General features: G+C 36.2%; 17 protein-coding genes. 13 read left to right on the forward strand and 4 right to left on the reverse strand.

The window, feature by feature from the left end; translation table 11 throughout:
- Positions 1–175 precede the first annotated feature (175 nt).
- From EO244_RS05775 to EO244_RS05815, 9 genes are all read left to right on the forward strand, one after another.
- Positions 176–2,065: a serine hydrolase domain-containing protein gene (locus tag EO244_RS05775; RefSeq protein ID WP_129253711.1), complete on the forward strand. Its 1,890-nt coding sequence runs from the start codon at positions 176–178 to the stop codon at positions 2,063–2,065.
- Between the two features lie 321 nt (positions 2,066–2,386).
- Positions 2,387–2,863 carry a hypothetical protein gene (locus EO244_RS05780; protein ID WP_129253712.1) on the forward strand — a complete coding sequence of 159 codons (477 nt, stop codon included), beginning with the start codon at positions 2,387–2,389 and terminating at the stop codon, positions 2,861–2,863.
- 71 nt (positions 2,864–2,934) lie between these two features.
- A complete protein-coding gene (locus EO244_RS05785; protein WP_129253713.1) occupies positions 2,935–3,144 on the forward strand; it encodes a hypothetical protein in 210 nt (69 codons plus the stop codon).
- Between the two features lie 97 nt (positions 3,145–3,241).
- Positions 3,242–4,255 carry a S41 family peptidase gene (locus tag EO244_RS05790; RefSeq protein WP_129253714.1) on the forward strand — a complete coding sequence of 338 codons (1,014 nt, stop codon included), beginning with the start codon at positions 3,242–3,244 and terminating at the stop codon, positions 4,253–4,255.
- Positions 4,256–4,298: 43 nt separating this feature from the next.
- On the forward strand, positions 4,299–5,180 hold the full coding sequence (locus tag EO244_RS05795) for a CPBP family intramembrane glutamic endopeptidase (RefSeq protein ID WP_129253715.1): 882 nt from the start codon (positions 4,299–4,301) through the stop codon (positions 5,178–5,180).
- Positions 5,181–5,277: 97 nt separating this feature from the next.
- Positions 5,278–6,261, forward strand: coding sequence for a hypothetical protein (locus EO244_RS05800; RefSeq protein ID WP_129253716.1), 984 nt, complete (start codon positions 5,278–5,280; stop codon positions 6,259–6,261).
- A gap of 98 nt (positions 6,262–6,359) precedes the next feature.
- The gene (locus tag EO244_RS05805; RefSeq protein ID WP_129253717.1) at positions 6,360–6,941 is read left to right on the forward strand and encodes a hypothetical protein; all 582 of its coding nucleotides are present in this window, start codon (positions 6,360–6,362) and stop codon (positions 6,939–6,941) included.
- 248 nt (positions 6,942–7,189) lie between these two features.
- Positions 7,190–10,462, forward strand: a complete 3,273-nt coding sequence (locus tag EO244_RS05810) for a S41 family peptidase (RefSeq protein WP_129253718.1) — start codon at positions 7,190–7,192, stop codon at positions 10,460–10,462.
- A 388-nt stretch (positions 10,463–10,850) separates the two neighbouring features.
- On the forward strand, positions 10,851–12,107 hold the full coding sequence (locus tag EO244_RS05815) for a cation:proton antiporter (RefSeq protein WP_129253719.1): 1,257 nt from the start codon (positions 10,851–10,853) through the stop codon (positions 12,105–12,107).
- A gap of 104 nt (positions 12,108–12,211) precedes the next feature.
- On the opposite strand, the gene EO244_RS05820 is transcribed toward EO244_RS05815, so the two are convergent.
- Positions 12,212–14,125 carry an LTA synthase family protein gene (locus tag EO244_RS05820; protein WP_129253720.1) on the reverse strand — a complete coding sequence of 638 codons (1,914 nt, stop codon included), beginning with the start codon at positions 14,123–14,125 and terminating at the stop codon, positions 12,212–12,214.
- 563 nt (positions 14,126–14,688) lie between these two features.
- Here EO244_RS05820 and EO244_RS05825 point away from each other — a divergent pair.
- The 3 genes from EO244_RS05825 (at position 14,689) to EO244_RS05835 (ending at position 20,342) form a co-directional block, all read left to right on the forward strand.
- Positions 14,689–17,322, forward strand: a complete 2,634-nt coding sequence (locus EO244_RS05825; protein ID WP_129253721.1) for a DUF5686 family protein — start codon at positions 14,689–14,691, stop codon at positions 17,320–17,322.
- Positions 17,323–17,656: 334 nt separating this feature from the next.
- Entirely contained in the window at positions 17,657–19,624 is a 1,968-nt protein-coding gene (locus tag EO244_RS05830) for a GNAT family N-acetyltransferase (protein WP_129253722.1), read from the forward strand.
- A gap of 349 nt (positions 19,625–19,973) precedes the next feature.
- Entirely contained in the window at positions 19,974–20,342 is a 369-nt protein-coding gene (locus tag EO244_RS05835) for a winged helix-turn-helix transcriptional regulator (RefSeq protein ID WP_129253723.1), read from the forward strand.
- Here EO244_RS05835 and EO244_RS05840 read toward each other — a convergent pair.
- The 3 genes from EO244_RS05840 to EO244_RS05850 all read right to left on the reverse strand — a co-directional run bounded on the left by EO244_RS05840 (position 20,318) and on the right by EO244_RS05850 (position 22,002).
- Complete coding sequence (locus tag EO244_RS05840) at positions 20,318–20,923, reverse strand: lactoylglutathione lyase family protein (protein ID WP_206734500.1); 606 nt, start codon at positions 20,921–20,923, stop codon at positions 20,318–20,320. The genes EO244_RS05835 and EO244_RS05840 overlap by 25 nt on opposite strands.
- A 266-nt stretch (positions 20,924–21,189) precedes the next feature.
- Entirely contained in the window at positions 21,190–21,570 is a 381-nt protein-coding gene (locus EO244_RS05845; RefSeq protein ID WP_129253724.1) for a hypothetical protein, read from the reverse strand.
- A gap of 27 nt (positions 21,571–21,597) precedes the next feature.
- Positions 21,598–22,002 (reverse strand): hypothetical protein, encoded by a 405-nt coding sequence (locus EO244_RS05850; protein ID WP_129253725.1) that lies wholly within the window; start codon positions 22,000–22,002, stop codon positions 21,598–21,600.
- A 204-nt stretch (positions 22,003–22,206) separates the two neighbouring features.
- Between EO244_RS05850 and EO244_RS05855 the strand changes: the two genes are divergently transcribed.
- Entirely contained in the window at positions 22,207–23,547 is a 1,341-nt protein-coding gene (locus EO244_RS05855; protein WP_129253726.1) for a B12-binding domain-containing radical SAM protein, read from the forward strand.
- The last annotated feature ends 8 nt before the right edge of the window (positions 23,548–23,555 follow it).

The raw sequence follows: 23,555 nt of genomic DNA on the forward strand, positions 1-23,555 counted from the left end.
AAATTCTGTTGAATACTTTTTAAAATATAAGCCTATAATATAATTCCTCACTAACAAAAAGAATCACTTAAATCCAGATGAAAACATATAACGAATACCTTATTGTATCCCTTTTTATTGGCCTCATTAGTTGCCAAAAGGATGGGATAATTATTAAACCAGAACTGGAAACTATATGAAATTTTTAAAAAAGATACTTACAATTTTAGTATTTGTGATTATAAGCAAATCATTAATTTTTGCACAAAATAAAGCTTGTATTAACAAGCCGCAAACGCTAAGCGAATTAGAAGCTTCAATTCAGAAGGTATTAACTAAAACAAGTACCCCTGGAGCAGGTGTTGTAATGGTTGCGGCCGATTCTATTGTTTTTTTAAAAGGGATAGGTAAAGCTGATATTGAGAGAAATCTCGATGTTGATGAAAACACCATGTTTCGACTTGGTTCAGTTTCAAAATTATTTGTTGGTTTAGCTATTTTAAAATTACAGGAAGAGGGGCGTTTAAATTTAAAAGATAAACTTGTAGATATACTACCTAATCTAGAAATAGTAAATCCATGGGAATCGGAATATCCAATCAGAATTGAGAATCTTCTAGAACATACATCAGGTTTAAATGATTGGAGTTTGGCTGAGCTAGGTAGTAATGATTCCAAACCTAAAACACTGAAAGAATCACTGGAGTATTATCCGAAAGGCCGAGTGGCGAGATTTGTTCCAGGCACACGGATTCAATATAGCAATCTTGCTGTTAGTATAGCCGCATATATTGTGGAAACAGTTTCGGGCATGACCTATGAGGATTATGTAGCTAAATATTTCTTTAAGCCTATGGGGATGAGGAATATGACCTTTCGTGAGTCTGAACAATACAAAAAGATAGGGGCAAAAGGATACGATAATGGTGTGCCGATGCCATATTTACATGTACTGTATCGACCTTCGGCAGCGCTTACGGGTTCACCCAAAGAGCTGGTTGGCCTGCTCAATTTCTTTATTAATAGAGGAAAGATAGATGGTACCCCGTTACTATCAGAGAGTAGTTTAGAGAGAATGGAAAGAAATGAAAGCTTACATGTTGAGAAATCGGAGTTATTTAATCGTAATGGATTAACAAATTATGCCTCACCTTACAAGAGTTTTATTTATCGCGGGCATGGAGGTTCTGTTCCTGGTAGCAATACGGACTTTTGTTATCTTCCAGAATATAATATGGGCTTTGCAGTCATGATAAATGACAATAATGAAAGCGTATTAAATGAAATATCCAATTTAATAAAAGAATACCAAACAAAGGATTTAGTTCAAGACATTGCTGAACGAAAAAGAAGTATCCATAAATCGGCAAAGGATCTTACGGGGTATTATATATCTGTCGGAGCTAAATTTGATTGCATTAAGTTTTTAAAAAAAATTAAAAGCATTCAAAAATTCTGGCATCAAGAAGATACTTTGTATGTGAAAAGTATGTTAGGAGCACCTTATGTTTATAAGTTTTATTCAAATGGGAACAAGGAATTTGTATCTGAATACTCAGATAAGTTTGTTATATTTCAAACAAATGATCCTTTAGAAGGAGAAGTTATTAACGGAAATATGGGCATGTTAAAAAAGATATCGCCTATCTATGCTTACACACTGCTTACTCTGTTTTGTGCATTTTTAATTGTTCCTGTTAGTGTGCTTATTTTTGTGCTACTACGACTATTTATTTACTTTTTGGGTAAGAAGAAAGATAAAATTGCATTGTGGATTTGCCTCTGGCCAATGGTCAGCACTGCTATTATTTTAGTAATTGCTTTAGCAATTGTTATAAGTCTACAAACCCCATTAGATACTTTTATCTTATTAGGAAACATGAGTTCACTTTCAATATTAATTTTCATTGGAACTATTGGTTTTGCAGTGACTTCGTTGTGGACTGTTTATTACATTTTTAAGAATCGAAATGTGAAAATGTCTAAGTTATTCTATTATCATTCCGCCTTAGCAGCTATTTTTAATTTAGCATTTACAGTTTACTTTTTTAGCAATGGTATAATTGGACTTATGACATGGATTTAACAATTTATGGACTGAAGTTGGTTAATAGTATTTTGAGAAGAGGGTGGTAGTTATTTCAAACACAGATAGCAGATATCTTTAAATTAAGGCTAAGGTATTGTAAGGAGGTTGGTGATAGAGCCCACCGCTGGTGCTCGATGATATCACGTTTCTTTAGATAAAGTAAAACCCACATGATAAAATCGTGCGGTAGAAAGGGAGGGTTTAAATAGAAGAAGATTAGTATGAAATATTTTTTAACATTAGTATTAGGAGTCACATTTTTATGTGTGAGAGGACAAGCCTTTATGCCTCTCAAAAAAGTTGAAAAGGGATGATTTTATGAATCAAAATCAGGCAATCATTTATGGGAGTTTTATACAACGCTTAGGATTTAGTAGTGGTGGATTTCCTCAGGATATTAGTATTCAGAATTTAGAAACTAAAGCGTCTTATAAGTCAAAAAAAGAAAATCCATTTATTTTTCACATTCCGGCAGGGCATTATAAAATTCTTAATTATTGGTGGACAAAAAGTCAATGGTATGGCGGTAAGGTGTTTACTGAGGCTATATTTAAAGGGATTGATACATCGACAAAGACATTTAAGAAAAAAAAGGAAAGTAATGGGATACTCGAAAAGGATTTATTGCAATATGAATTTACTGTTGAGAAAAATAGAATTAATTACTTGGGAACGTGGCATTTTAACACAGGATTGGTTTCATTTTCAGATGACAAAATTCAGCTTGACAAAGCATTTAAACTTAAATTTAAGACTTTTGATTTTGACAATGCTCTGATCAGCTTACCAAAATAACCTGGAGAATTAGGAACCTAAACAAGGTCTTTGAATATTGATAGAAAACGAATTAACAAGAAAATTTAATTATGAAAGGAACTATATGGCAACCAGTATTAATGACGATGATCGTAATGTGGAGATTATCAACAGCTGAAAAAAGGGTCGAATTACTTGAGGGTAATTTTATTCTATGGTTAATTATTATTGCATTTGTCGTAAGTTGGTTTGTTTATTTTATGCAAAAAAGAAAGAAGATAAAAAGGATAGAAAACGACCGTCCAATGGTGCGCGATTAGTTTCGTTGGACGCCTTTCAATGGATGGCTTTGCCTTCCTTTTTTAATTACCACACAAAATAGTCCCTCACTAACAAAAAAGAATTTCTTAAATCCAGATGAAAACATATTACAACTACCTTATAGTATTCCTTTTTATTGTCCTTACGTGTTGCCAAAAGGTTGATGAGCCAGTTATTAAATCAAAGTATGATAATTATTTTGAGCAGTTTTGGAAAGATTTTGATCAAACGTATTCATACTTTAGTCTGAAACAAGTCGATTGGGATGCTGTTTATGATGCAAGTAAGAGTAAGATAAACTCCGAAACGACTCCTGCCGAATTTGAAAATTTGCTTGCTGATATTATTCTTTCGTTTAGGGATATTCATGTTCGGTTAATCACCGATACGCAAACGCATAGTTATTCTAACAGCAATTTGTTTGATCGAAATTCACCGACAAATGCAAACCGGTATCTGACATCAGTTCGTGTCAACTCCGAAACAATGACTATTGGCGATATTCAAAACACCAATATTGCCTATGTGAGAGTGAAAAACTTGATTCCAACAGGCGATTTTAATCCTCTGAATTCGGTTTTAACCGAATTGCCCTCGAAGGATGGCTTAATTCTCGATCTTAGAGATAATTATGGCGGGAATGATGGCATCGCGAAGCAATTTGTAAATCGGCTCACACATAAAAATTTGATTCACGGCTATGTACGTGTCAGAAACGGGGCGGGGAGAGATGATTTTGGAGCATGGCAGGCCCGACAGCTGATATCTGATAATCCCGTTGACTTTAACAAACCCATTACGGTATTAACCAATCGTTTTGTTGTAAGCTCGGGTGAAGGTTTTGTTAGCATGATGATGGTGTTGCCTAATACAACTTTAATTGGTGATACAACACGAGGTGCTACGGCCAATCCTAAAGAGTTTACCTTAGCCAATGGATGGAAATATCGGGTGTCGAGCTGGCAGGCAACAACAGCAAGGCATCAGCTGATCGAAGATCAGGGCATTGCTCCAGATATACTGGTAACAAATACGGAAGAATCGATGAAAGAGGGTAAAGATTTAATCCTCGAAAAAGCCATAGACGTGATTCAAAGTTCTAACAGATAAGGCAGCCTGATACAGTAATATATAACTTAAAATAAAATATTGGATGAAAAATATAGGATATCGGATTTTAAACTTCCCATTGACACGTATTGTCATCGGATTTGTATTCGTAGTAGGTCTGTTTAATCTATCGCAAGCTTTCCTTTCAAAGGTATTATACCAAACGCCATTAGGTCGTGAATTTTTTTATTTGTGCATTGGTATCGTTCCTGCGGCATTAGCTGTCTTGTCCTATCTGTTTTTGTACAGGTTTTATGAGAAAAGAAAAGTAACTGAATTATCGGTAAACAGAATAGGTCGCGACTTAGCTCTGGGTGTTTTGTTGGGGGCTGTTTTGCAGTCTCTAACCATTGGGGTAATTTATTTAAAGGGTGGTTTTGTTGTTGAGTCGGTTAACAGCTTTCTTTTTGTAATTCCGGGTTTGACGATGGCATTTTCGACAGCAGTTTTAGAAGAACTCTTACTGAGAGGAATTGTGTTTAGAATTATGGAAGAAAAACTGGGCAGTTATCTGGCTTTAGCATTGTCGGCATTATTATTTGGTTTAATGCATTTAGCTAATCCTCACAGCTCATTTGTTGCATCATTGGGAATTGCTATACAGGCAGGGCTCTTGTTGGGTATAGCCTATATCTATACACGAAAATTATGGTTTCCTATCGCGATACATTTTGCCTGGAACTTTACACAAGCAGGTATATTTGGCGCAAATGTATCAGGAGGTTCACTAAGCAAATCCTTGTTAAATACAAAGATAACTGGTGCCGAATGGTTTACCGGTGGAGCATTTGGACCGGAAGGCTCCGTGCAGGCGACCTTGTTTTGTTTATGTGCAAGCCTTGTGTTATTCGTTTTGTGTCGTAAATACAATAAAATGATAAAGCCTTTTTGGATCAGGAATCAACAAAGGCTTATCAAGGCATAGAAGCTACAGCTAATCGTGTCGCTGAAGTTCACTTTGGGACTACCAGTATAAAAATAAATAATTGACTGACTTAATGAATAGGATAAAAATACATTTAATGGCATTATGCCTTATGTTGGTATTTGCTGCTTGTAGCCATCATAATGGTAGAAGTATCGAAGACATTCGGAATGCGAGTTTTGATAAGAAACAGATATCAAGAGGTGACAATAATCCGAATCGGATTGTTTACGAGGATGATGTTGATGCTTTAATGGTTTCTTTGTTTTATGGAAAAACACTTAAAGAGATCAATCGTGTTTTAGGATGGGATGATTCTAAAATGACCGAAACAACAAACTTGCTTATAGAGAATGGGATGCTTAGCGAGAAGAATGGCGTTTATACACCAACTGTCTTTGTTTTACCACTGAAAGAGGGGCTTGCCTTAATGGAAGAATCCAACTCAATTGCTAAGGAAATTGCTGATGGTATGATTGCCCAATTAGGCAGGTTTAAAGCCTTGCATGATAAAATGGATATATCGAAACAATATTCATTTCACGATTTGTCATTCTTTTACTTGAGTGATATTGTATTGGATATGGGACAGATTAGAGATGTGGAAAGGCTTTATTTGAAAAAAGAAAGACCCTTGAGAAATGGTAAGCAGTACTATTTTTCTATCATGGAAAAGGATACAACGAGAGGTGAAGAAGCATTGGGCATATATGGAAATCAAGGCTTAGTAAATAATGACTCTATTTATATCGGGGTTTATGGAAATACAAGATTTCAGAAAGCTGATTGGGACGATTATAAAAACAAAGAGATGTATTGCTTTAGCAAGAACGATTTCAATATCCTGTTCAATGAATTCAATAAACAGTTTCTTCCAACACTCATTGATATTTTAGAGAAGAACAGGGCGGAATTTCAGAAGCTCTACATTGATTATGGGTATTCGGGGAAAATTAGTTTTGAGGAGTTCTTTATCTGGTATTATCATTTGATTTATACGGAAGCAACAAACCAATTAATAAAGAAAGGTGTCATTAAAAAACCTGAATCGGGTGTTTTGTATTATCAATTAAAACATTAATTCAAGTCTGATAATAGACCTTTCCTGATACACATCTTACAAATGATGGTGAGATTTTAAATAATTAATACAGTAATATTAAACGTGACAAAATATTTATGAGAAAAAAAATCATCAATAAAAGAGTTCTTTTTGAATTTGTATCGATAAGCTTTGCGGTATTTTTAGGTATGATGTTGAATACATGGAAAGAAGCACGAGATAACTCTGAACTTGCCGAAAAATCAGTACAAAATATAAAAACTGAAATATTAAATAACAAAGAAGAAGTCGCTAAACTTTTAAAAGCCCATAAAGAGCTTTTGATCACAGTGGATAGCTTAATACTTGAAATAAAAGACTCAATAAAGGTAACAAACCGAACAGCGAATATGGATCTGTGCTTACTAAGTTCGACATCATGGGAGACAGCAAAAATAACACAAGCTGTAGCTAATATGAATCTTGCTTTAGTTACAGAGATTTCCGGAATTTATGAATATCAAAAGTATTACGATAGTTTAATAAAAGTTTATTCTCAAGAAAGGATGACGTCTATCCCTGAAGAAAATAAAAAAGATTTACTTGTAAAGCGACAAGTTTTTATTTCATCAATAATTGAAATGGAAGAAACATTGATTATATATTACGACGATTTTTTAAAGTCTGATCTCTTGGCGGAGGTGGATACCAAGAGCTAGGCGAAGTTTGAAGAAATTAGGAATAGAGTTGCAATTATTGTGACTCTATTTTTTTTGGATGAGGATCTATAATAATGATAAGCCTGTGATTTGTCGCGTATAACGAGAAAGGCCTATAGGATATAGAATAGAATTGAAATGCTCAAATAATTGGTCTATTTTGGGTTTTTGATTGTAACTCAAAGACTATTTTTATTGTCTAATAGATATTTTGATTACATATATTATACGAACCCAAATTAATTGATATGAATGACAATTATTTGAAGAAACTGAGTCTGTTTCTTGTCTGTTTTATAGTGTTTACGGCCTATGTACAGGCGCAGGGTACGCGTCTTTTGAGGCAGCCCACATTATCTGAAACACATATTGCCTATACCTATGCAGGCGATTTATGGGTCTCCGATATCAATGGAGGACAAACTCTGCGTTTAACCAGTACACCTGCTGTTGAAAGCGATCCGCATTTCTCACCGGATGGCCAAACCATTGCTTTTACGTCGAACCGTTCGGGTGTGGATGCCGTTTATACGGTTTCTGTTACGGGAGGAGAGCTTAAACAATTGACATGGTATCCTGCAGCATCGAATGTACGTGGCTGGACACCTGATGGCAAACGGGTATTGTACGCTTCAACCCGTGAGACAGCACCATCAAATTATGACCGTTTATGGACTGTATCACGAGACGGGGGTGTTTCGACCATGCTGAACGCGCAATGGGGAACCAAAGCGTCTTTTTCTGCGGATGCTAAACGAATTGTAATTGATAAGGTGCGTCGTTGGGATTGGGAATGGCGTGCCTACCGTGGCGGACAAAATACCCCATTGATTATTCTGAACCTTGATGATTCCAGTGAAAAACTACTGCCCAACGAATCGACCACTGATGTTCAGCCGGTATGGCTAGGGGATAAAATCTATTTCCTTTCGGACAGAGACTGGGCGATGAATATTTGGATGTATGATACAAAGACCAGCGAATTAGAGCAAATCACCAAATTCAAAGATATTGATATCAAGTCGCTTTCGGGTTATAAGAACAAACTTGTTTTCGAAAGAGATGGCTATTTGCATACTTATGATTTGGCTTCAGGAAAAACAACACAACTTGAAATTGAGCTTAGTGGTGATTTCCCCTGGGCTGCAACCCGATGGGAAGATGTGAGTGATCGTGTCGCTTCGGCATCATTGTCACCAACTGGTAAGCGAGCCATTATGTCGGCTCGTGGCGAAGTGTTTACCATTCCGGTTGAGCATGGCGATGCGAGAAACATCACCAATAATTCAGCAGCAGCTGATCGCGCACCTATTTGGTCGCCTAAAGGTGATAAAATTGCCTGGTTTTCGGATGTAAATGGAAAAGGCTACCAATTGATGATTACCAATCAGGATGGCTTGTCAGAGCCTGAAGCGATATCGATTGGTGAATCGAAAATGGCCTGGGAACCCGCCTGGTCACCTGATGGGAAATATATTGCGTTTACCGATGATGATGTGCGTATTCGTTTGATTGATATTGAAGCCAGGAGCATTAAGACCATTGATGTAGGGGGCAATAATCTGGAACGTGGTGATCTTGGCCTGACCTGGTCGAAGGATTCCAAATGGCTGGCTTATGCCAAGTCGGGAGCCAACAATTTCCGACGTATTTGCATCTGGTCGATGGCTGATGATAGAGTAAGACCTATTACCAATGTATTAGCCGATGCTTTTTCACCTGCCTGGGATGCCGATACGCATCACCTGTACTTTTTGGCAAGTACCGATTTAGCATTGCTGTCGGGTTATGTAAACACTTCGGTAATGGGAGCAAAAGCACCTAATTACGAGGCTTATGTGGTTAACCTGCTTAAGAAAGATGCTTCACCTTTTGAGCCAAGAAGCGATGAAGAAAAGGCGCCTAAAAAAGAGGATAAAAAGGAAACTAAGGATAAGAAAAAGGATGATAAATCAGCGAAAGCCAAGGAAAAAGCCGATAGCCTGATGCAAATCGATTTTAACGGTATTGAGCGAAGAATTATTCCTCTGCCTATGGAAAAAGGAAAATATCGTTTCATTCTGGCTGGAACCAAAGGCACTGTGTTTATTGCTGAAGCCAGTCCTAAAGGGAGAACCTCTACACTGCATAAATTCGATTTAAAAGAAAGAGAAGCGAAGGAGTTTGTTTCCGGTGTTCGATCTGTTTCGATTTCTGCCGATGGGAACCAAATGCTGACTAAAATAGGATCAGCCTGGAAAGTGATTGGAACCAAAGGACCTAACGGAAAAAGCGCAAAAGCTTTAAAGATAAACCTGAAAACACAGCTCGATCGTATGGCGGAATGGAATCAGATGTTTGAAGAGGCATGGCGATACCAGCGCGACTATTTTTATGATCCGAATATGCACGGCAGAGATTGGAATGAGGTTTACGAACGTTATACGCCTCTTATTCCTTACATCAAGCATCGCAGCGATTTAAATTATGTGCTCGATCAGGTGAATGGTGAACTTTCGGTAGGTCATAGTTTTGTCTTTGGTGGCGATTTTCCTAAAACCGATCGTCCATCGGTAGGTTTATTGGGAGCCGATTTGGTTGCTGATGGCAAGCATTGGAAGATCAAACGCATTTATACTTCGGAGAGTTGGAATCCTGAATTGTCAAGTCCATTGGATCGTCCCGGAATGAAAGTGGAAGAGGGCAATTATATTGTGGGAGTTAATGGTAAGGAAATCAGTAACAAGCAGGATCCTTATATGGCTTTGGATGGAACTGCTGGTCAGCAAACCGTTCTTCATATCAATAGCAAGTCTGATTTTAAAGGCTCCTGGAAAATTACTGTGAAGCCTATAAGTAGCGAAAGAGCCCTTCGTCAACGCGCCTGGGTTGAAGACAACCGACGTTTGGTTGATAAGCTTTCCGGCGGACGTTTGGCTTACATTTGGGTACCGAATACCTCAAGTAATGGCTTTATCTCCTTCAATCGCTATTATTTTGCTCAGCAAGATAAGGAAGGGGCTGTAATTGATGAGCGTTTCAATGGCGGGGGATTATTGGATGACTATATGGTTGATTTGATGAAACGGGAAACAAGAGCCTGTTTAACCAACGAGGTACCCAATGGCGATCCGATTCGTTTGCCTGCAGGAATTGTTGGTCCAAAGGTTTTAATTATTAATGAGCTTGCCGGATCAGGAGGTGATTTCTTCCCATGGGTATTCAAGCATCAGAAAATTGGTCCTGTGGTCGGCGCACGCACCTGGGGTGGTTTGGTGAAATCATCTGTTCATTATCGCTTGGTCGATGGCGGTGCACTAACAGCTCCTGATAATGCCGTATTTGATCCAAACAAAAACGAATGGGTTGGCGAAAACAAGGGAATCGCTCCAACGATAGACGTTCGTCAGGATGCAAAATCATTAAATAAGGGTATCGATCCACAGCTTGAGCGTGCAGTAAAGGAAGCCCTTTCTCGTTTACCTGAGACAAAAAGGAAAATAACACCACCACCGTTCTCAACACCTGCACTTAAGAAGTAGAACGGGAATAGGTATTGAATATTTAGCCGAATCTGAAAATGGTTTTTCAGATTCGGCTTTTTTATGGGGAATTTATTCTGTGTTATTTTTTAGTGTTATGATTATGAGATAAGTGTGTATTTGATTTTATACTGTTTTATGGTCGGTGGAATTTACTCGTAAATAAACCCATCAGATTAGTGTTATCTTTTCTATAGTTTTTATACTTTCGCACTCCCAATCAAAAGAATTCAGAAACCATGTTAGATTAAGTTTGGAGCATTTTGCTTCTTGCCTTGTTGTATCTAATCTGTAGGTTTTTATTCTCATGTGATGTCAATATTCTATTGCATTTCTATCTGAATCCCGTTCGAGGATTCATTATATAACTAATATTAATTAATTTAAAATGTTTGATTCATTTGTCATCGTACTTGCTTTTTCAGCACTTTTTAGTCTTATTAACACCAAATACCTGAAGTTAAGTCCGACTATTGGGATGATGATATTGGCACTTATTATGTCTGTCTTTATTCTTTTAGTTAAAGAGTTTGCACCTTCAGTTTATCAATTTATCCCAACCTTTGAAAGAGATATTCACTTTAGAGAGTTTCTGCTGGAGATTATTCTGAGTTTTTTACTCTTTGCGGGGGCAATGCACATCAATATTAAAGATTTGCAAAAGCAAAGAAAAGCCGTTTTTGTGTTTGCGATCTTCGGAACCCTTATTTCGACATTTTTGGTCGGAACCCTAACATTTTATGCGGCTCATTTGTTTTCATTGAACATCCCTTATGTCTATTCTCTTTTATTTGGGGCGCTCATTTCACCTACTGATCCCATTGCTGTACTTAGTATTTTAAAAAATTACAGTGTGAGAAAAGATTTGCAAATGAATATCGAAGGTGAGTCTTTGTTTAATGACGGTGTGGGTATGGTTCTTTTTGTTGTGATTTTACAGGTAATAAACAAGGGATATATGAATGTACAGGTTGATGAAGTGATCTTTTTATTCCTGAGAGAAGCTGTTGGTGGGATTGCTTTTGGATTGTTAATTGGTTTTTTAGGCTTTCAGATTCTAAAAAGAACCGAAAACAATGCGAAGACGCATGTTATGCTGAGCATAGTTATGGCATCGGGAGGGTATTCTTTAGCTGAAAATATTCATGTGTCACCTGCTTTGGCCATGGTTGCTGCTGGTTTATATCTTGGGAATATGATACATAGTAAGGACTATTCCAAAAAGAATATGTTGCAATTGGTGACCTTTTGGGATGTTTTAGATGAAATTTTAAATGGGGTTTTATTTGTAATGCTTGGATTTTTTATAACATTAATCAACCCTTCAGTGGTTCATATCCCATTTGCAATCATTACAATACTTGTGGTCTTAATAGCAAGGTATATTTCAGTTTTAGTTCCTTTCCAGTTAATTAAACATTCGAATAAAAAAGTAAACCGAAAAACGATTCTGATCCTGACTTGGGGTGGTTTGCGAGGTGCACTGGGGATTGCCCTGGCTTTAGCCGTTCCTCCGGAACATTTTGGTGACTTATTTGTCTTTCTGATGTATTCCGTAGCTTTATTTTCAATTATTATTCAAGGATTAACAATTGGTAAGTTGGTGAAAAAACTGAATCTGGTTAATCTGAAAGATGTGAAGTAATAAAACTGATTGAATCTGTGTCAATAGCTTTCTAAGATTCACAAAAAAAACCGAACTCATATGAGTTCGGATTTTTTTATACCTGTTTCTTTTAGAAAAATGATTTATTCCTCTGTGAAATTGTAAAGCTTATTATGGAAGAGGTAACTCGCCGTTTGGTAATAGGTAATGGCATCTCTTAATTCCTCTTGATTCAGTTTTGTTGTTTGTTGTTCCAAATTGTCAACCTGAAAGGCTTCTGTTCTTTTTGTTGGAACTTGAAGTGTTAGTTGATTGTGTTGCAACAAACCAATTTTTTGGTAAGTTCCCAAAAGAGCACGATTAGGCTGATCCAACAGAATATCTTTACCAAAGAATTTCGATTTGTAATCCATATTTAATAGGCCCAGAATTGTAGGTGCAAAATCGATTTGTGAAGCCAATGTGGTATTTTCCCCCGGTGTAATAATAGCCGGTGCGTAAACGATTAGTGGAATGTGATATTTCTTGATCGGAAGCGATGTTTTTCCTGCACTCGATGCACAATGGTCAGCAACTACAACAAAGATGGTGTTCTCAAACCAGGGATGTTTTTTCGCCTCGCGAAAGAATTTAGCTATCGCATAATCGGTGTATTTTACAGCGCCATTTCTTCCCGAGTGAGATGGAATGTCAATTCTACCCTCAGGATAGGTATAAGGGCGGTGATTGGACGTTGTCATGATGAAGTTGTGGAAAGGCTGTCCTTTTTTATATAAGCTATCAGCGACTTGTGTTGCTTTAGCAAACAGGTCTTCATCACATACTCCCCAGGCATTTTCGAACGTAATTTCATCACTTGAGAAATCTTTGTGATCGATAATATCATACCCGCTATTTCCAAAGAAATAGTTCATATTATCGAAATAGCCATTGCCTGCATAGATAAAATTATTGGCATAGCCTTTCGATTTTAAAACATTCCCTAAGGTGAACATGTTTTCGTTATGCGGGCGCTTTACGATAGAAAAACCGGGTGTTGGCGGTAAAGATAGTGTAAGCGCTTCCATGCCTCGAACCGTACGTGTTCCTGTTGCATAAAAGTTGGTGAAAAATAAGGATTGCAGGGCAATACTATCCAAATTAGGGGTGATGTTGTTTGTGTTACCAAAACGCGTAAAAAAGGATGCACTCAAACTTTCAACCGTTATCAGCATTACATTATAGTGTTTATTTTCACCTGTGTAAGTAATCTGACGAGTGATATCAAAGACATCATCACTGACAAACTCACTGTTTGAGGTTTTTAATAGCTGACGCAGGTGGCTGAAAGCTTCTTTATTATCTATGGTTTTGTAAAAAGCTTTATAATCCAACTCATTGTTTCTGAAAGCAGAAAAAATCTGGTAAATACCATTGTGGGCCAGTTCGTTGGAGTAGGTGTTGTCCATGATCTCGGCTGTACTCTTATTCACAGAATAGAAAGCCAGAAGGGGAATGAGCCATAAAATCAGGCTGAGTTTTAAACGCGAAACAAAACGCGACTCCGAATTGATACTTTTATCGAAATGCTTTTTAACAAGGGCAAAGATACTTGCCGAAAGCAACAACATGCCTAAAATGATAATGGGCATAGGGTATGATTCACGGATGTTCGAAATTACTTCATGTGTATAAACCAGATAGTCAACGGCAATAAAATTGTAACGCACGCTAAATTCTTCCCAAAAAAACCACTCACCAATACCTGAAAATACAAGTATGCCTATCGTGATAATAAAAAACACATAAGAAATCCATTTGTGTATTTTCGAACTAAATATACGATCCGGAACAATTAGCAGGTAAAATACAAAGGGGATTATAAAGTACGAGATGGTAACCAGGTCGTAGAATAAGCCATACAGATAAATCTGGAAGATGTGAATTAAACCAGGATCTGTATTTTGAAAATCACCAATCAGAAGTATCGTTCGGATGAGAAAGGAGAGGGTTATAAATATCAAACTGAATAGGAGCAGGCCTCCGTAGCGTGATTGCAGAATATTTTTAAATCTCATACTGTATAATTTGTATTTATATTATGTGGCCCAAATATACATCGTCTTTTTGATAAAAAGCGAATATTACCCGGGATTGCTAGCTAAAAAAGACTAATATCTCTTAAAATAAGGGAAAATAGGATCAGGAAAAGTTAGTAGAAAAGGGCTTTAATAATAAGTTGGATTGTCAGATTTCAATTTTAGATATCATTTTAAGACTATAAATACTTGAAGATAATGTTGACAGAATTTTGCCTGAAAATAAGGACGGCTTGAAATGTTAATTTGATTAAAATTTTAGCTTGTGAGATTTAATGTGTGAGAAGATACGATTATTGTAATGATTTATCCCAAGGCTTATGTTTATTGCTTTTTACTTATAAATATTGCTTTGAAATTGGCTTGTAATGATTTGTTAAAAATACAAAACATTAAATTATAGTTAACTTGTGCTTTTGTTTTTTTTGATAAGTTTATGATGAATTGATAATGGCGATTTTGCAATACATATAAAATTTAATGATCTGTAACTTTTTCATTATTCATTCGTTTTGACATCATAAAAAAACAATAAATCGATTATGGCAAGAACTCTATTCAGTATTCTTTTACTCTTCTGCTCACTATGGGGGCATGCACAACAATTATCCGGGCTTATCAGCAATTCTGAGGGGAAGCCTATTTCTTTTGCAAATATTTATATTCAGGAACTCGCTACAGGAACCACATCGAATATCGATGGGGAATACCAGTTGGCCTTGCCTGAAGGAGAGTGGCATCTTTCTTATCGTTACTTGGGTTATAAAACCAAAGAGGTAACAGTGAACATGCCGAAGAATGATTTGGAGATGAATGTCTCACTTGCTTCGCAAACTTACCAATTGAAAGAAGTTAAGGTTTTGGCCAGTGGTGAGGATCCGGCTTATTTTGTGATGAGAAAGGCTATTGTGATGGGGGACTATTACAGCAAGCAGGTGTGTGAATACAGTAATATGGTTTATCTTAAAGGTTCGGGTAAGGTGACTAAGGTTCCGGGACTTTTAAAAAAGAAACTGGCCGAGGAGGGCATCACAGCTAACAAAACCTTTGTAACAGAGAATATTTCTAAAATTCATTTTCTTCTGCCCGATAAGGTGGAGGAGGAAGTGATTTCTATTCGTTCTTCGGGTTTGGATAATGAGGCCAATCCCATGCAATTTATCACAACCAATTTGTATAATACCCGTGATGATGGTTTTATCTCGCCATTGGATAAAACGGCCTTCTCGGTTTATAAGTTTCGACTGGAATCGGTATTTGAGGATCAGGGACGAACGATTAATCGCATCAAAGTTATCCCCAGACGAAAGGGGAAGGATTTGTTTAAGGGCTATTTGAATATTGCAGAAGATTACTGGAATATTCATTCTGCCGATTTAAAATTGAAACTGCCCATGACCGATGTGCACATGCGTCAGATGTATGCTCCTGTGACTGATGATGTTTGGATGCCTGTGAGTTTTGATTTTAGTATTAAGTTTGAGGGGATGGGTTTTGGTATGAACGGGATGTATGTCGCTTCCATAAAGGATTATAAGGTCGTATTGAATCCTGATTTGAATCATGACTATTTGAAACAAGAGGAGCTTGCTAAAAAACAGGAGGCAGCAGCAGTTGCCGAATTGACCAATCAGGCTGAATCGAAAGTATTATCGGTAAAGGAGAAAAAGCGGAAAGATGAGATTCAAACCCTATTGGACAAAAATGACATGAGTAATGCTGAAATGCGCAAACTTTATCGTTTAATGGAGAAGGATAATCAGAAAGATCAAAAAATAAAAGTGAAAGAGCCTTTGGAAATTAAGATTGAAAAGGTAAAAATGGCCAAGGATGCCAAGGAGAAAGATTCCTTGTATTGGGCAGAGATGCGTCCGATTCCTTTATCCAGCGATGAAAAAATCAGTTTTATAAAGAAAGATTCTATCAGCCTGATTCGAAACAGTCCTGAGTATAAGGATTCAGTCCGTCAGGCCAATCGGAAGTTTAAATTCAATCATTTACTCTTTGGAAAAACATATAAGTACAAAGAGAGTCATTCTAAATTGTCTACTCCGGGTTTGCTGAGTTTTGATAAGCTTTCCTTCAATACGGTGCAAGGGATTACTTTTAGTGCGCCATTTTCGTTTACAAAAAAGGATACATTGGGGCATTATTTAAATCTTAGTAGTGATTTTACCTATGGCTTTTCAAGAGAACATCTTGATTTTTCGGTGGGAGGCCGTTACCGCTATAATGGCATGAAACGAGCCTGGATAGGTGGTGAAGCAGGCAGTAAGACCATCGATTTTAACGGACAAACGGGGATTGATCCGATGTTGAACGCAATGGCTTCGCTTTATTTTAAGGATAATTATCTAAAGCTTTACGATAAGAATTTTGTGAATATATGGCATCAGACTGATTTGGCCAATGGTTTAAGTTTATCCACCAAATTGGAATATGCAAACCGTAAACATCTAATAAACCATTCCAATCTATCTATCTCCAATCCTGATCATAAGGCTTACAGCCCGAATATTCCGGAGGGTGTTGCAGCTAATTTAGTTGGCGATAACAAAGCCTTGACATTTATGGCCAGCTTGGCGTATACGCCACGTCATCGTTATTCAGTTGTGAAGGGTGAAAAACGAATGACTGCATTTCATAAACAACCCACTTTTGCTTTAGCCTATCGAATGGGAATTAAAAATCTTCTGGATTCGGATGCTGATTATGCTATGTTACAGGCTTCTGTCAAACAGGAATTCCCTCTGGGTTTCAACGATTATCTGTCTTACTCAGTGAAAGCAGGGAGCTATCTGAATAAAAATAAGGTATTCTTTGCCGACTATCATCATTTTAATACCAGTAAACCGACATTGATGTTGGGTGGGGACTTGAACACTTTCCGCCTCTTGGATTATTATACAAACTCAAGTACAAACGATTATGCTGAGGCACATGTCCAATATACTTCGGATCGCTTTATATTGAAGCGTTTGCCAATTCTGAACAATGCTTTAACGGTACAGGAAAGGGTGTTTGCCAATTATTTAACTCATGCAGGACGCAAGAACTATTGGGAAGTGGGCTATGGTTTGTCGCAGATTTTCTTGTTACTTGATCTCGAAGTGGTTTGGAGTTTTGATGGCAATCGACATCAAGACACGGGAATTAAAATTAAGTTGAATTTCTAGAAGATCGTTTTATGTAAGTTTAGGATCAGATTTTAGAGGGGGTCGCAATAAGTTTTAGAGGTTTGGACTTTTATAGTCTAAACCTCTGTTTTTTTATGTGATTTTCAGTTGCTTGATTTAGATTTTTCTTATTTTGTGATGTGTTTTAAGTATTGATTATCTAAGTGTTGCTGAGGTGAGGTGTTATGTTTATGATAAGATGAAATAATTTTTGCTGCTTTGATAAAGAGATTACTTTTATTGTTTAATTTGTATAAATAAATACTATTTTTTTAAGAACTAGAATAATAATATAATGAGCTTTAATTAGCTTTTTTAATCCTTTATGCAGAAGATGAATATTGGGGTAAGAAAATCCGATATTGAGGATATTGGTTTTTTGTTAAAATTAGAGGAGGAATCTTTTCCTTCTTTTCAGAGAAGTACAAAACAGAGTCTAAAACATGGTATTCAAAGTGATTTTCAGGAAATTTTAATTGCTGAAACCGATGATATGAATAGGAACCAGGTTGGAGCTTTAGTTTTATTTAAGTACAGCAAGTCGCTGCGAATTTACTCCATAGCCATATTGCCCGAATTTCAGAAGAGGGGATATGGTGATTATTTGCTTAAACACGCCCTTGAATTTGCGAACCGTCAACATTATGAAAAAATATTAATCGAAGTCAGTGCCAAAAACACAGCCTTAATTGATTGGTATAAAACTAAAGGATTTAAGCCTCTTGGAATTATTGATGACTATTACTGCGAAGGGGAAGCTGCTTTAAAAATGGAGTTAAAGACCAGGGGCATGCCTTGTTTGAAAAGAACAAGTAATGTTATTGTGATCAACCAGCCTTACAAATGGACATTTAAAGATATAAACGCGAAGGTTATTTCGGTTAAAGAATACATTAATAACCCTATTTATCAGACAAACACAGATTTTAGAATATTTAACCTGTGCAGTTCTTATAAATATCAAACTTATGGTTATTACGTTTCCTTACTTGCATCTGCTCGTGGTCAACGAATTATACCAAGTACTATTACAATTCGTGATTTTGGAATATTAAATGTGATTCATTCTGCAGCTTATGATATTGAAGAACAGATTAACAGTTCATTGTATAAAGAGAAGGGGAATGCCTTTACTTTAAATATCTATTTTGGGCAGACGAAGATTAAAGGCTATAATTTTTTGGCATCAAAACTCCATCAATTATTTGAAGCCCCACTTTTTAAAGTCGATTTCATTAAGCATGATGAAAAATGGATGATTAAAAAATTAAAGGTATTAACCTTAAATAAGGTGCCTGAACCTGATTTAAATTCTGTGTACGAATTCGCAGAAAAGTATTTCAATAAGAAAAGGTTTAACAATACAAAGTTGATTAATTATAAGTATGACATTGCAGTACTTGTAGATCCTAAGGAAGCCAATTCACCATCTTGCCCCAAGGCATTGGAGAAGTTTAAAAGTGCTGCCAATCGTAAAGGATTATACTTAGAGTTTATCACAAAAAAAGATATTGATAAAATTAATGAATTTGATGCTTTATTTATTCGGGAAACAACCTGTGTAAATAATCACACCTATGAATTCTCAAGAATGGCTTATGCCGAAGGTCTTGTGGTTTTAGATGATCCCTGGTCGATACTAAGATGTTCCAATAAGATATATCAGAATGAAATTTTTAAAAAGCACAAAATTTTAACGCCTGAGACCAATATTCTTACCAAAAATTTATTTGATAAAAAGGTCTTAAAGCAGATGAATTATCCTTTGGTTCTCAAACAACCCGATAGTGCTTTCTCATTAGGAGTCATAAAGGTAGACGATGAAGATAAAGCCCTGAAAGCAATTACTGATCTTTTTAAGATTTCCGATATGCTTGTTTGTCAGGAATACATGTATTCGGAATTTGATTGGAGAATTGGCATAATTGATAATACCCCCCTGTTTGCATGTAAGTATTATATGTCAAAAGATCATTGGCAAATATATAACTGGAAAGGTGACGGAGAAGAAAATTCCGGAGATTCCGAAACTCTCAGTATTGAATTAGTGCCTGATATTGTTATTCAAACGGCACTAAAAGCATCTGCTTTGATAGGTGATGGTTTGTATGGAGTCGATTTGAAGATGATAGATGGAAAGGTTTATGTCGTTGAAGTCAATGACAATCCTAATATTGATGCAGACATTGAAGATTTGGTCTTGAAGGATAAACTGTATGATCAGATTATAGAATCCATTTATAATCGAATTGAAATATCTAAAAATGTTCAGAGAATAGATTTTAGAAATAAACAAAAGTAGTTGTTCGAAAGATCTGTTGCTGAAACTGAATTTTTTAAAAGAAACAATATTTCATAAGTAAGCTCGATTAAATTTTAAGGGTTGGACTTTTAGTCTGACCCTTTTTCGTTCCATAGTGAGTGTTTTTTTATCAATAGAATTCCCCGGACTTGTCTATTTCAAACCTTTAATCTTTCATCTGTGTTAAAGGATATCGAAAGGCTTAGACCCTTGAATTGGGATATTAAATATCATACTAAAATAGTTATCTTAGTTTCAAATAAATATCAAAACATGAGTCTATAAGAGTGCTTACGCTCAATAGTGCTATCTTGACACTTTATTAAAAATTAAGACTACTTAGAAACGAATGGAAAACAAACATTCCCAAAGGATAATCTATAAAGATAAAGACTACTATTGCTCTTTAGCCTTTGTTTTACAGTTGATTGGTGATAAATATAAGAGTTTGATTATTTTTCATCTTAAGGATGGTGGCATGAGGTCTGGAGACCTACAGAAAAGTATTACGGATATCTCCAACAGGATGTTTACTTATTCGATAAGAGGATTGGAAAAGGACGGCTTAGTTAAACGAACGGTATACCCGGTAAGCCCTCCAAAAGTGGAGTACGAATTAACCCAAAGTGGAAAATCACTAATCCCCATCATCCTTTCGATGGATAAATGGGGTCAGGATTTTGCAAAGGAGCATCACTTATATGCGCCTTCAGAATAGTGAAGTTCGTAGGAGTGCGAATAGATTTCGAAGACAGTGCCAAATGGATCTTCCACATAGCACATGCGGTAAGGCTTCTCTCCAGGATAATATTCGCGTATGGGCATGCGTTGCTTACCACCTGCTGCAACAATCTTTTCAACCAAACCTTCCACGTCTGGATCTTGAACTGAAAAATGAAATAATCCCGTACGGAAAGGTTCAAAACGAGGTTTTAAATCTTTACTTTGCTTAAATTCAAACAGCTCAATCCCAATTCGATCACCAGTTGACAAGTGTGCAATTCGGAATGTACCCCAATCCTTGCCAAAGACATCAATACACATTTTACCGATTGCGGTTTCATTCTCTTCTTTTACCTCTGTAGGCGGCATAATTACATAAAATCCCATTACTTCAGTATAGAATTTTACGGCTTTATCTAAATCAGGAACGGTAATCCCAATGTGTGAGAATGTTCTTGGGAATACCTGCTCTTTTACTTCTTTTTCATTTTTCATATTACTCTTATTAATTTGAGCCTTACTATTTATTCCTGAAAGTAATAATAAGGTTCCGATTAAAAATGTTTTGATATTCATGATGTATTTACGTTTTATTTCTCGACAAAGATAGAATTCAAGTTATTGAAATCCTATAGGTTACAACTATTGCGCATAGTTACATGAATGTGTATAATACTGTAATGGAGTCCGTTTTGGGAGTAATTTTTTTTTGTCTTTTATTGAATAGATATGAATGTTAGTACTGTTGAGTAGAATTAAAAGGTTTCAAGGAGAGATATCACTTAAAGTCGGTTGGTATTTTTAAAAGTAGAACCTTTTGCTTCCAGACTAATTTCAAAAATTTAATATTTATAAATGATCCATAACAGACTCATTATTCCACCAATAATAGAAAGTGCAGGAATAAAGAAAAGATGTCTAATGGGTTTCTTAAAGGCAGATAAATAGCAAATTAGAGGCATTCCAATGGCTCCAATTAGAAACAGTGCCGAGGGAAGGGGCACTTCCTGCTCAATATTTAAACTCTTAGCCGTAAAAGTAAAAGCAATATTTATAAAGGCAATGCCGAAAAACGAGATGTGCCCCAGACGCATCATTCTTCTTTGCCAAGAGCCATAGCCTCCTAACCATTCTTCCTTGTGAAAGAAAAGACCTTGAACAGCACCCAGTATTCCACCTAACAACATGCCAATCCATGCTGCGTATAAGTTTATCTCAGTCATTAGTCGAAGTTTATGGTGAGAATATAATTAAATCTCAATCTTCCTTTTCACCGTCACATAGCATTCAATCATCAGAATAAGCATGATTAAATCGATAAATCCAAAAAGAACCAAAAAGATGATGTGAGGTAAGTCACCAATTATAAAATAATAAAAAACGATAGAACAGTAGGCGAATTTGTACAGTAAACCAATAAGAATCAAATCCAGATTTTTATTCAGGTTACCTCTGTAGATTAATAAATAAGCAATGCCAATGATAAGTAAGTACGCACCTATCAAACTAAGATAACCCATAAAGCCAGGTGCTTTCTCCAGAATACCTATTAAATCAAAGGCGGATTTTGGAAAGAAGGTAAAAACCAGCCCTAAAATAAGGTCATAGATTGCCGCTACCAGAAATAAGCCTTTGTAATATTTTAATTTGCTCATAACATTATAATTTAGTTCGTAAACCTGACTTATAAAGTTACGGAACTTGTGTCTTTTTCTCTAGGTTTGATATAATCCAGAGTGATTATAAATAGCTAACAGTCATGATTTTGATTAATGATCGGCTGTCTGTAATGAAAATGTTTTACCATAAATGCTTTAACTTTATAGAACGTAATCACCTTCTTTTTAATACCTCGTAAAATGAAGAAAGAATACAAAGTCATATTAATTGCAATGAGTGGTGTACGGGTGTTCAATGAAAAATTATTTAAGACTGGATTAACCCTGCCAGGTTTTGTTGATCGTAGCCGTGTAATTGCGAGCTTGCCAAGTTTGGGTTTATTAACCCTTGCAGCTCATACACCCGAAAATTGGGACGTTATATATCGCGAGTTGGATCGTTACTCCGATAATGATATTGAGGAAATATTGAGTGAAGAGCCAGATATCATTGCTTTCTCGGCTTTAACTGCCCGAATTAATGAAACCTATGAACTCGCATCACGGTTCAGGAAACAGGGCATAACTGTTGTTATTGGCGGCTTACACGCCTCTGCATTACCTGATGAGGCTATGGTTTATTCGGATGCGGTTGTTCAAGGGGAATGCGAAAGACTCTGGGAAGTTTTATTAAATGATTATGAGAATAAGGCATTAAAAAGTTTATATAGTTCTTTGAACGAGCCTCAAATGGCTTTTCAGCTTGAGGATTCAAAAGTGCCAATTTATGATCTCCTGGATATAAGCAAGTATAACCGATTAACCATTCAAACCACCAGAGGTTGTCCGCATGATTGCCATTTTTGTGCAGCATCAAGAAGTATTAGTGATTATAAAAAGAAGCCTATTAAATTAATCAAAAAGGAACTGGATAAGATCTTCGAGATATGGGATGATCCTTTTATCGAACTGGCTGATGATAATACTTTTGTGGATAAAGAATGGTCTAAGGATTTGCTTAGGCTTTTTGCTAATTATAAGATGAAATGGTTTACCGAAACGGATATTTCTATTGCTTACGATGATGAACTTTTAGAATTATTGGCAAAAACCAATTGTATACAAGTTCTTATTGGCTTTGAATCAATCAATTTTAATAGTATTAAGGGCTTAGATGGCGGATGGAAGTCTAAGCAATTTAAAAATTATTCGAAGGCCATTGATAAGATACAGTCATATGGAATTACAGTAAACGGATGCTTTGTACTGGGATTCGATTCTGATACGAAAGAAACTTTCATAGAGACTGAAAAGTTTATAAAGGAAAGTAATTTGTCGGATGTACAAATTACAATTCTGACAGCTTTCCCATGTACTGATTTATATCAGCAATTAAAAAATGAGGGGCGATTATTGACTGATTATTGGGATAAGTGTACTTTATTCGATGTCACTTATCAACCTAAAAATTTTAGTGTTGAGGAATTAGAAGATGAATTTCAAAATCTCATGACTAAGGTTTATTCTGACGATTTGGTGAAGAAAAGGAAGGACATATTTAAACAAACTTTATTGAATAGAAGAAAGTTCGTTAGGTCTTAATATTATTT

The sequence above is a fragment of the Ancylomarina salipaludis genome (assembly GCF_004122035.1).
In the GTDB taxonomy this organism is placed as follows: Bacteria; Bacteroidota; Bacteroidia; order Bacteroidales; family Marinifilaceae; genus Ancylomarina; species Ancylomarina salipaludis.

Coding starts and splice junctions, on each gene's coding strand:
- EO244_RS05775 (WP_129253711.1), top strand. CDS start 176: ATGAAATTTTTAAAAAAGATACTTACAATTTTAGTATTTGTGATTATA.
- EO244_RS05780 (WP_129253712.1), top strand. CDS start 2,387: ATGAATCAAAATCAGGCAATCATTTATGGGAGTTTTATACAACGCTTA.
- EO244_RS05785 (WP_129253713.1), top strand. CDS start 2,935: ATGAAAGGAACTATATGGCAACCAGTATTAATGACGATGATCGTAATG.
- EO244_RS05790 (WP_129253714.1), top strand. CDS start 3,242: ATGAAAACATATTACAACTACCTTATAGTATTCCTTTTTATTGTCCTT.
- EO244_RS05795 (WP_129253715.1), top strand. CDS start 4,299: ATGAAAAATATAGGATATCGGATTTTAAACTTCCCATTGACACGTATT.
- EO244_RS05800 (WP_129253716.1), top strand. CDS start 5,278: ATGGCATTATGCCTTATGTTGGTATTTGCTGCTTGTAGCCATCATAAT.
- EO244_RS05805 (WP_129253717.1), top strand. CDS start 6,360: ATGAGAAAAAAAATCATCAATAAAAGAGTTCTTTTTGAATTTGTATCG.
- EO244_RS05810 (WP_129253718.1), top strand. CDS start 7,190: ATGAATGACAATTATTTGAAGAAACTGAGTCTGTTTCTTGTCTGTTTT.
- EO244_RS05815 (WP_129253719.1), top strand. CDS start 10,851: ATGTTTGATTCATTTGTCATCGTACTTGCTTTTTCAGCACTTTTTAGT.
- EO244_RS05820 (WP_129253720.1), bottom strand. CDS start 14,125: ATGAGATTTAAAAATATTCTGCAATCACGCTACGGAGGCCTGCTCCTA.
- EO244_RS05825 (WP_129253721.1), top strand. CDS start 14,689: ATGGCAAGAACTCTATTCAGTATTCTTTTACTCTTCTGCTCACTATGG.
- EO244_RS05830 (WP_129253722.1), top strand. CDS start 17,657: ATGAATATTGGGGTAAGAAAATCCGATATTGAGGATATTGGTTTTTTG.
- EO244_RS05835 (WP_129253723.1), top strand. CDS start 19,974: ATGGAAAACAAACATTCCCAAAGGATAATCTATAAAGATAAAGACTAC.
- EO244_RS05840 (WP_206734500.1), bottom strand. CDS start 20,923: ATGAATATCAAAACATTTTTAATCGGAACCTTATTATTACTTTCAGGA.
- EO244_RS05845 (WP_129253724.1), bottom strand. CDS start 21,570: ATGACTGAGATAAACTTATACGCAGCATGGATTGGCATGTTGTTAGGT.
- EO244_RS05850 (WP_129253725.1), bottom strand. CDS start 22,002: ATGAGCAAATTAAAATATTACAAAGGCTTATTTCTGGTAGCGGCAATC.
- EO244_RS05855 (WP_129253726.1), top strand. CDS start 22,207: ATGAAGAAAGAATACAAAGTCATATTAATTGCAATGAGTGGTGTACGG.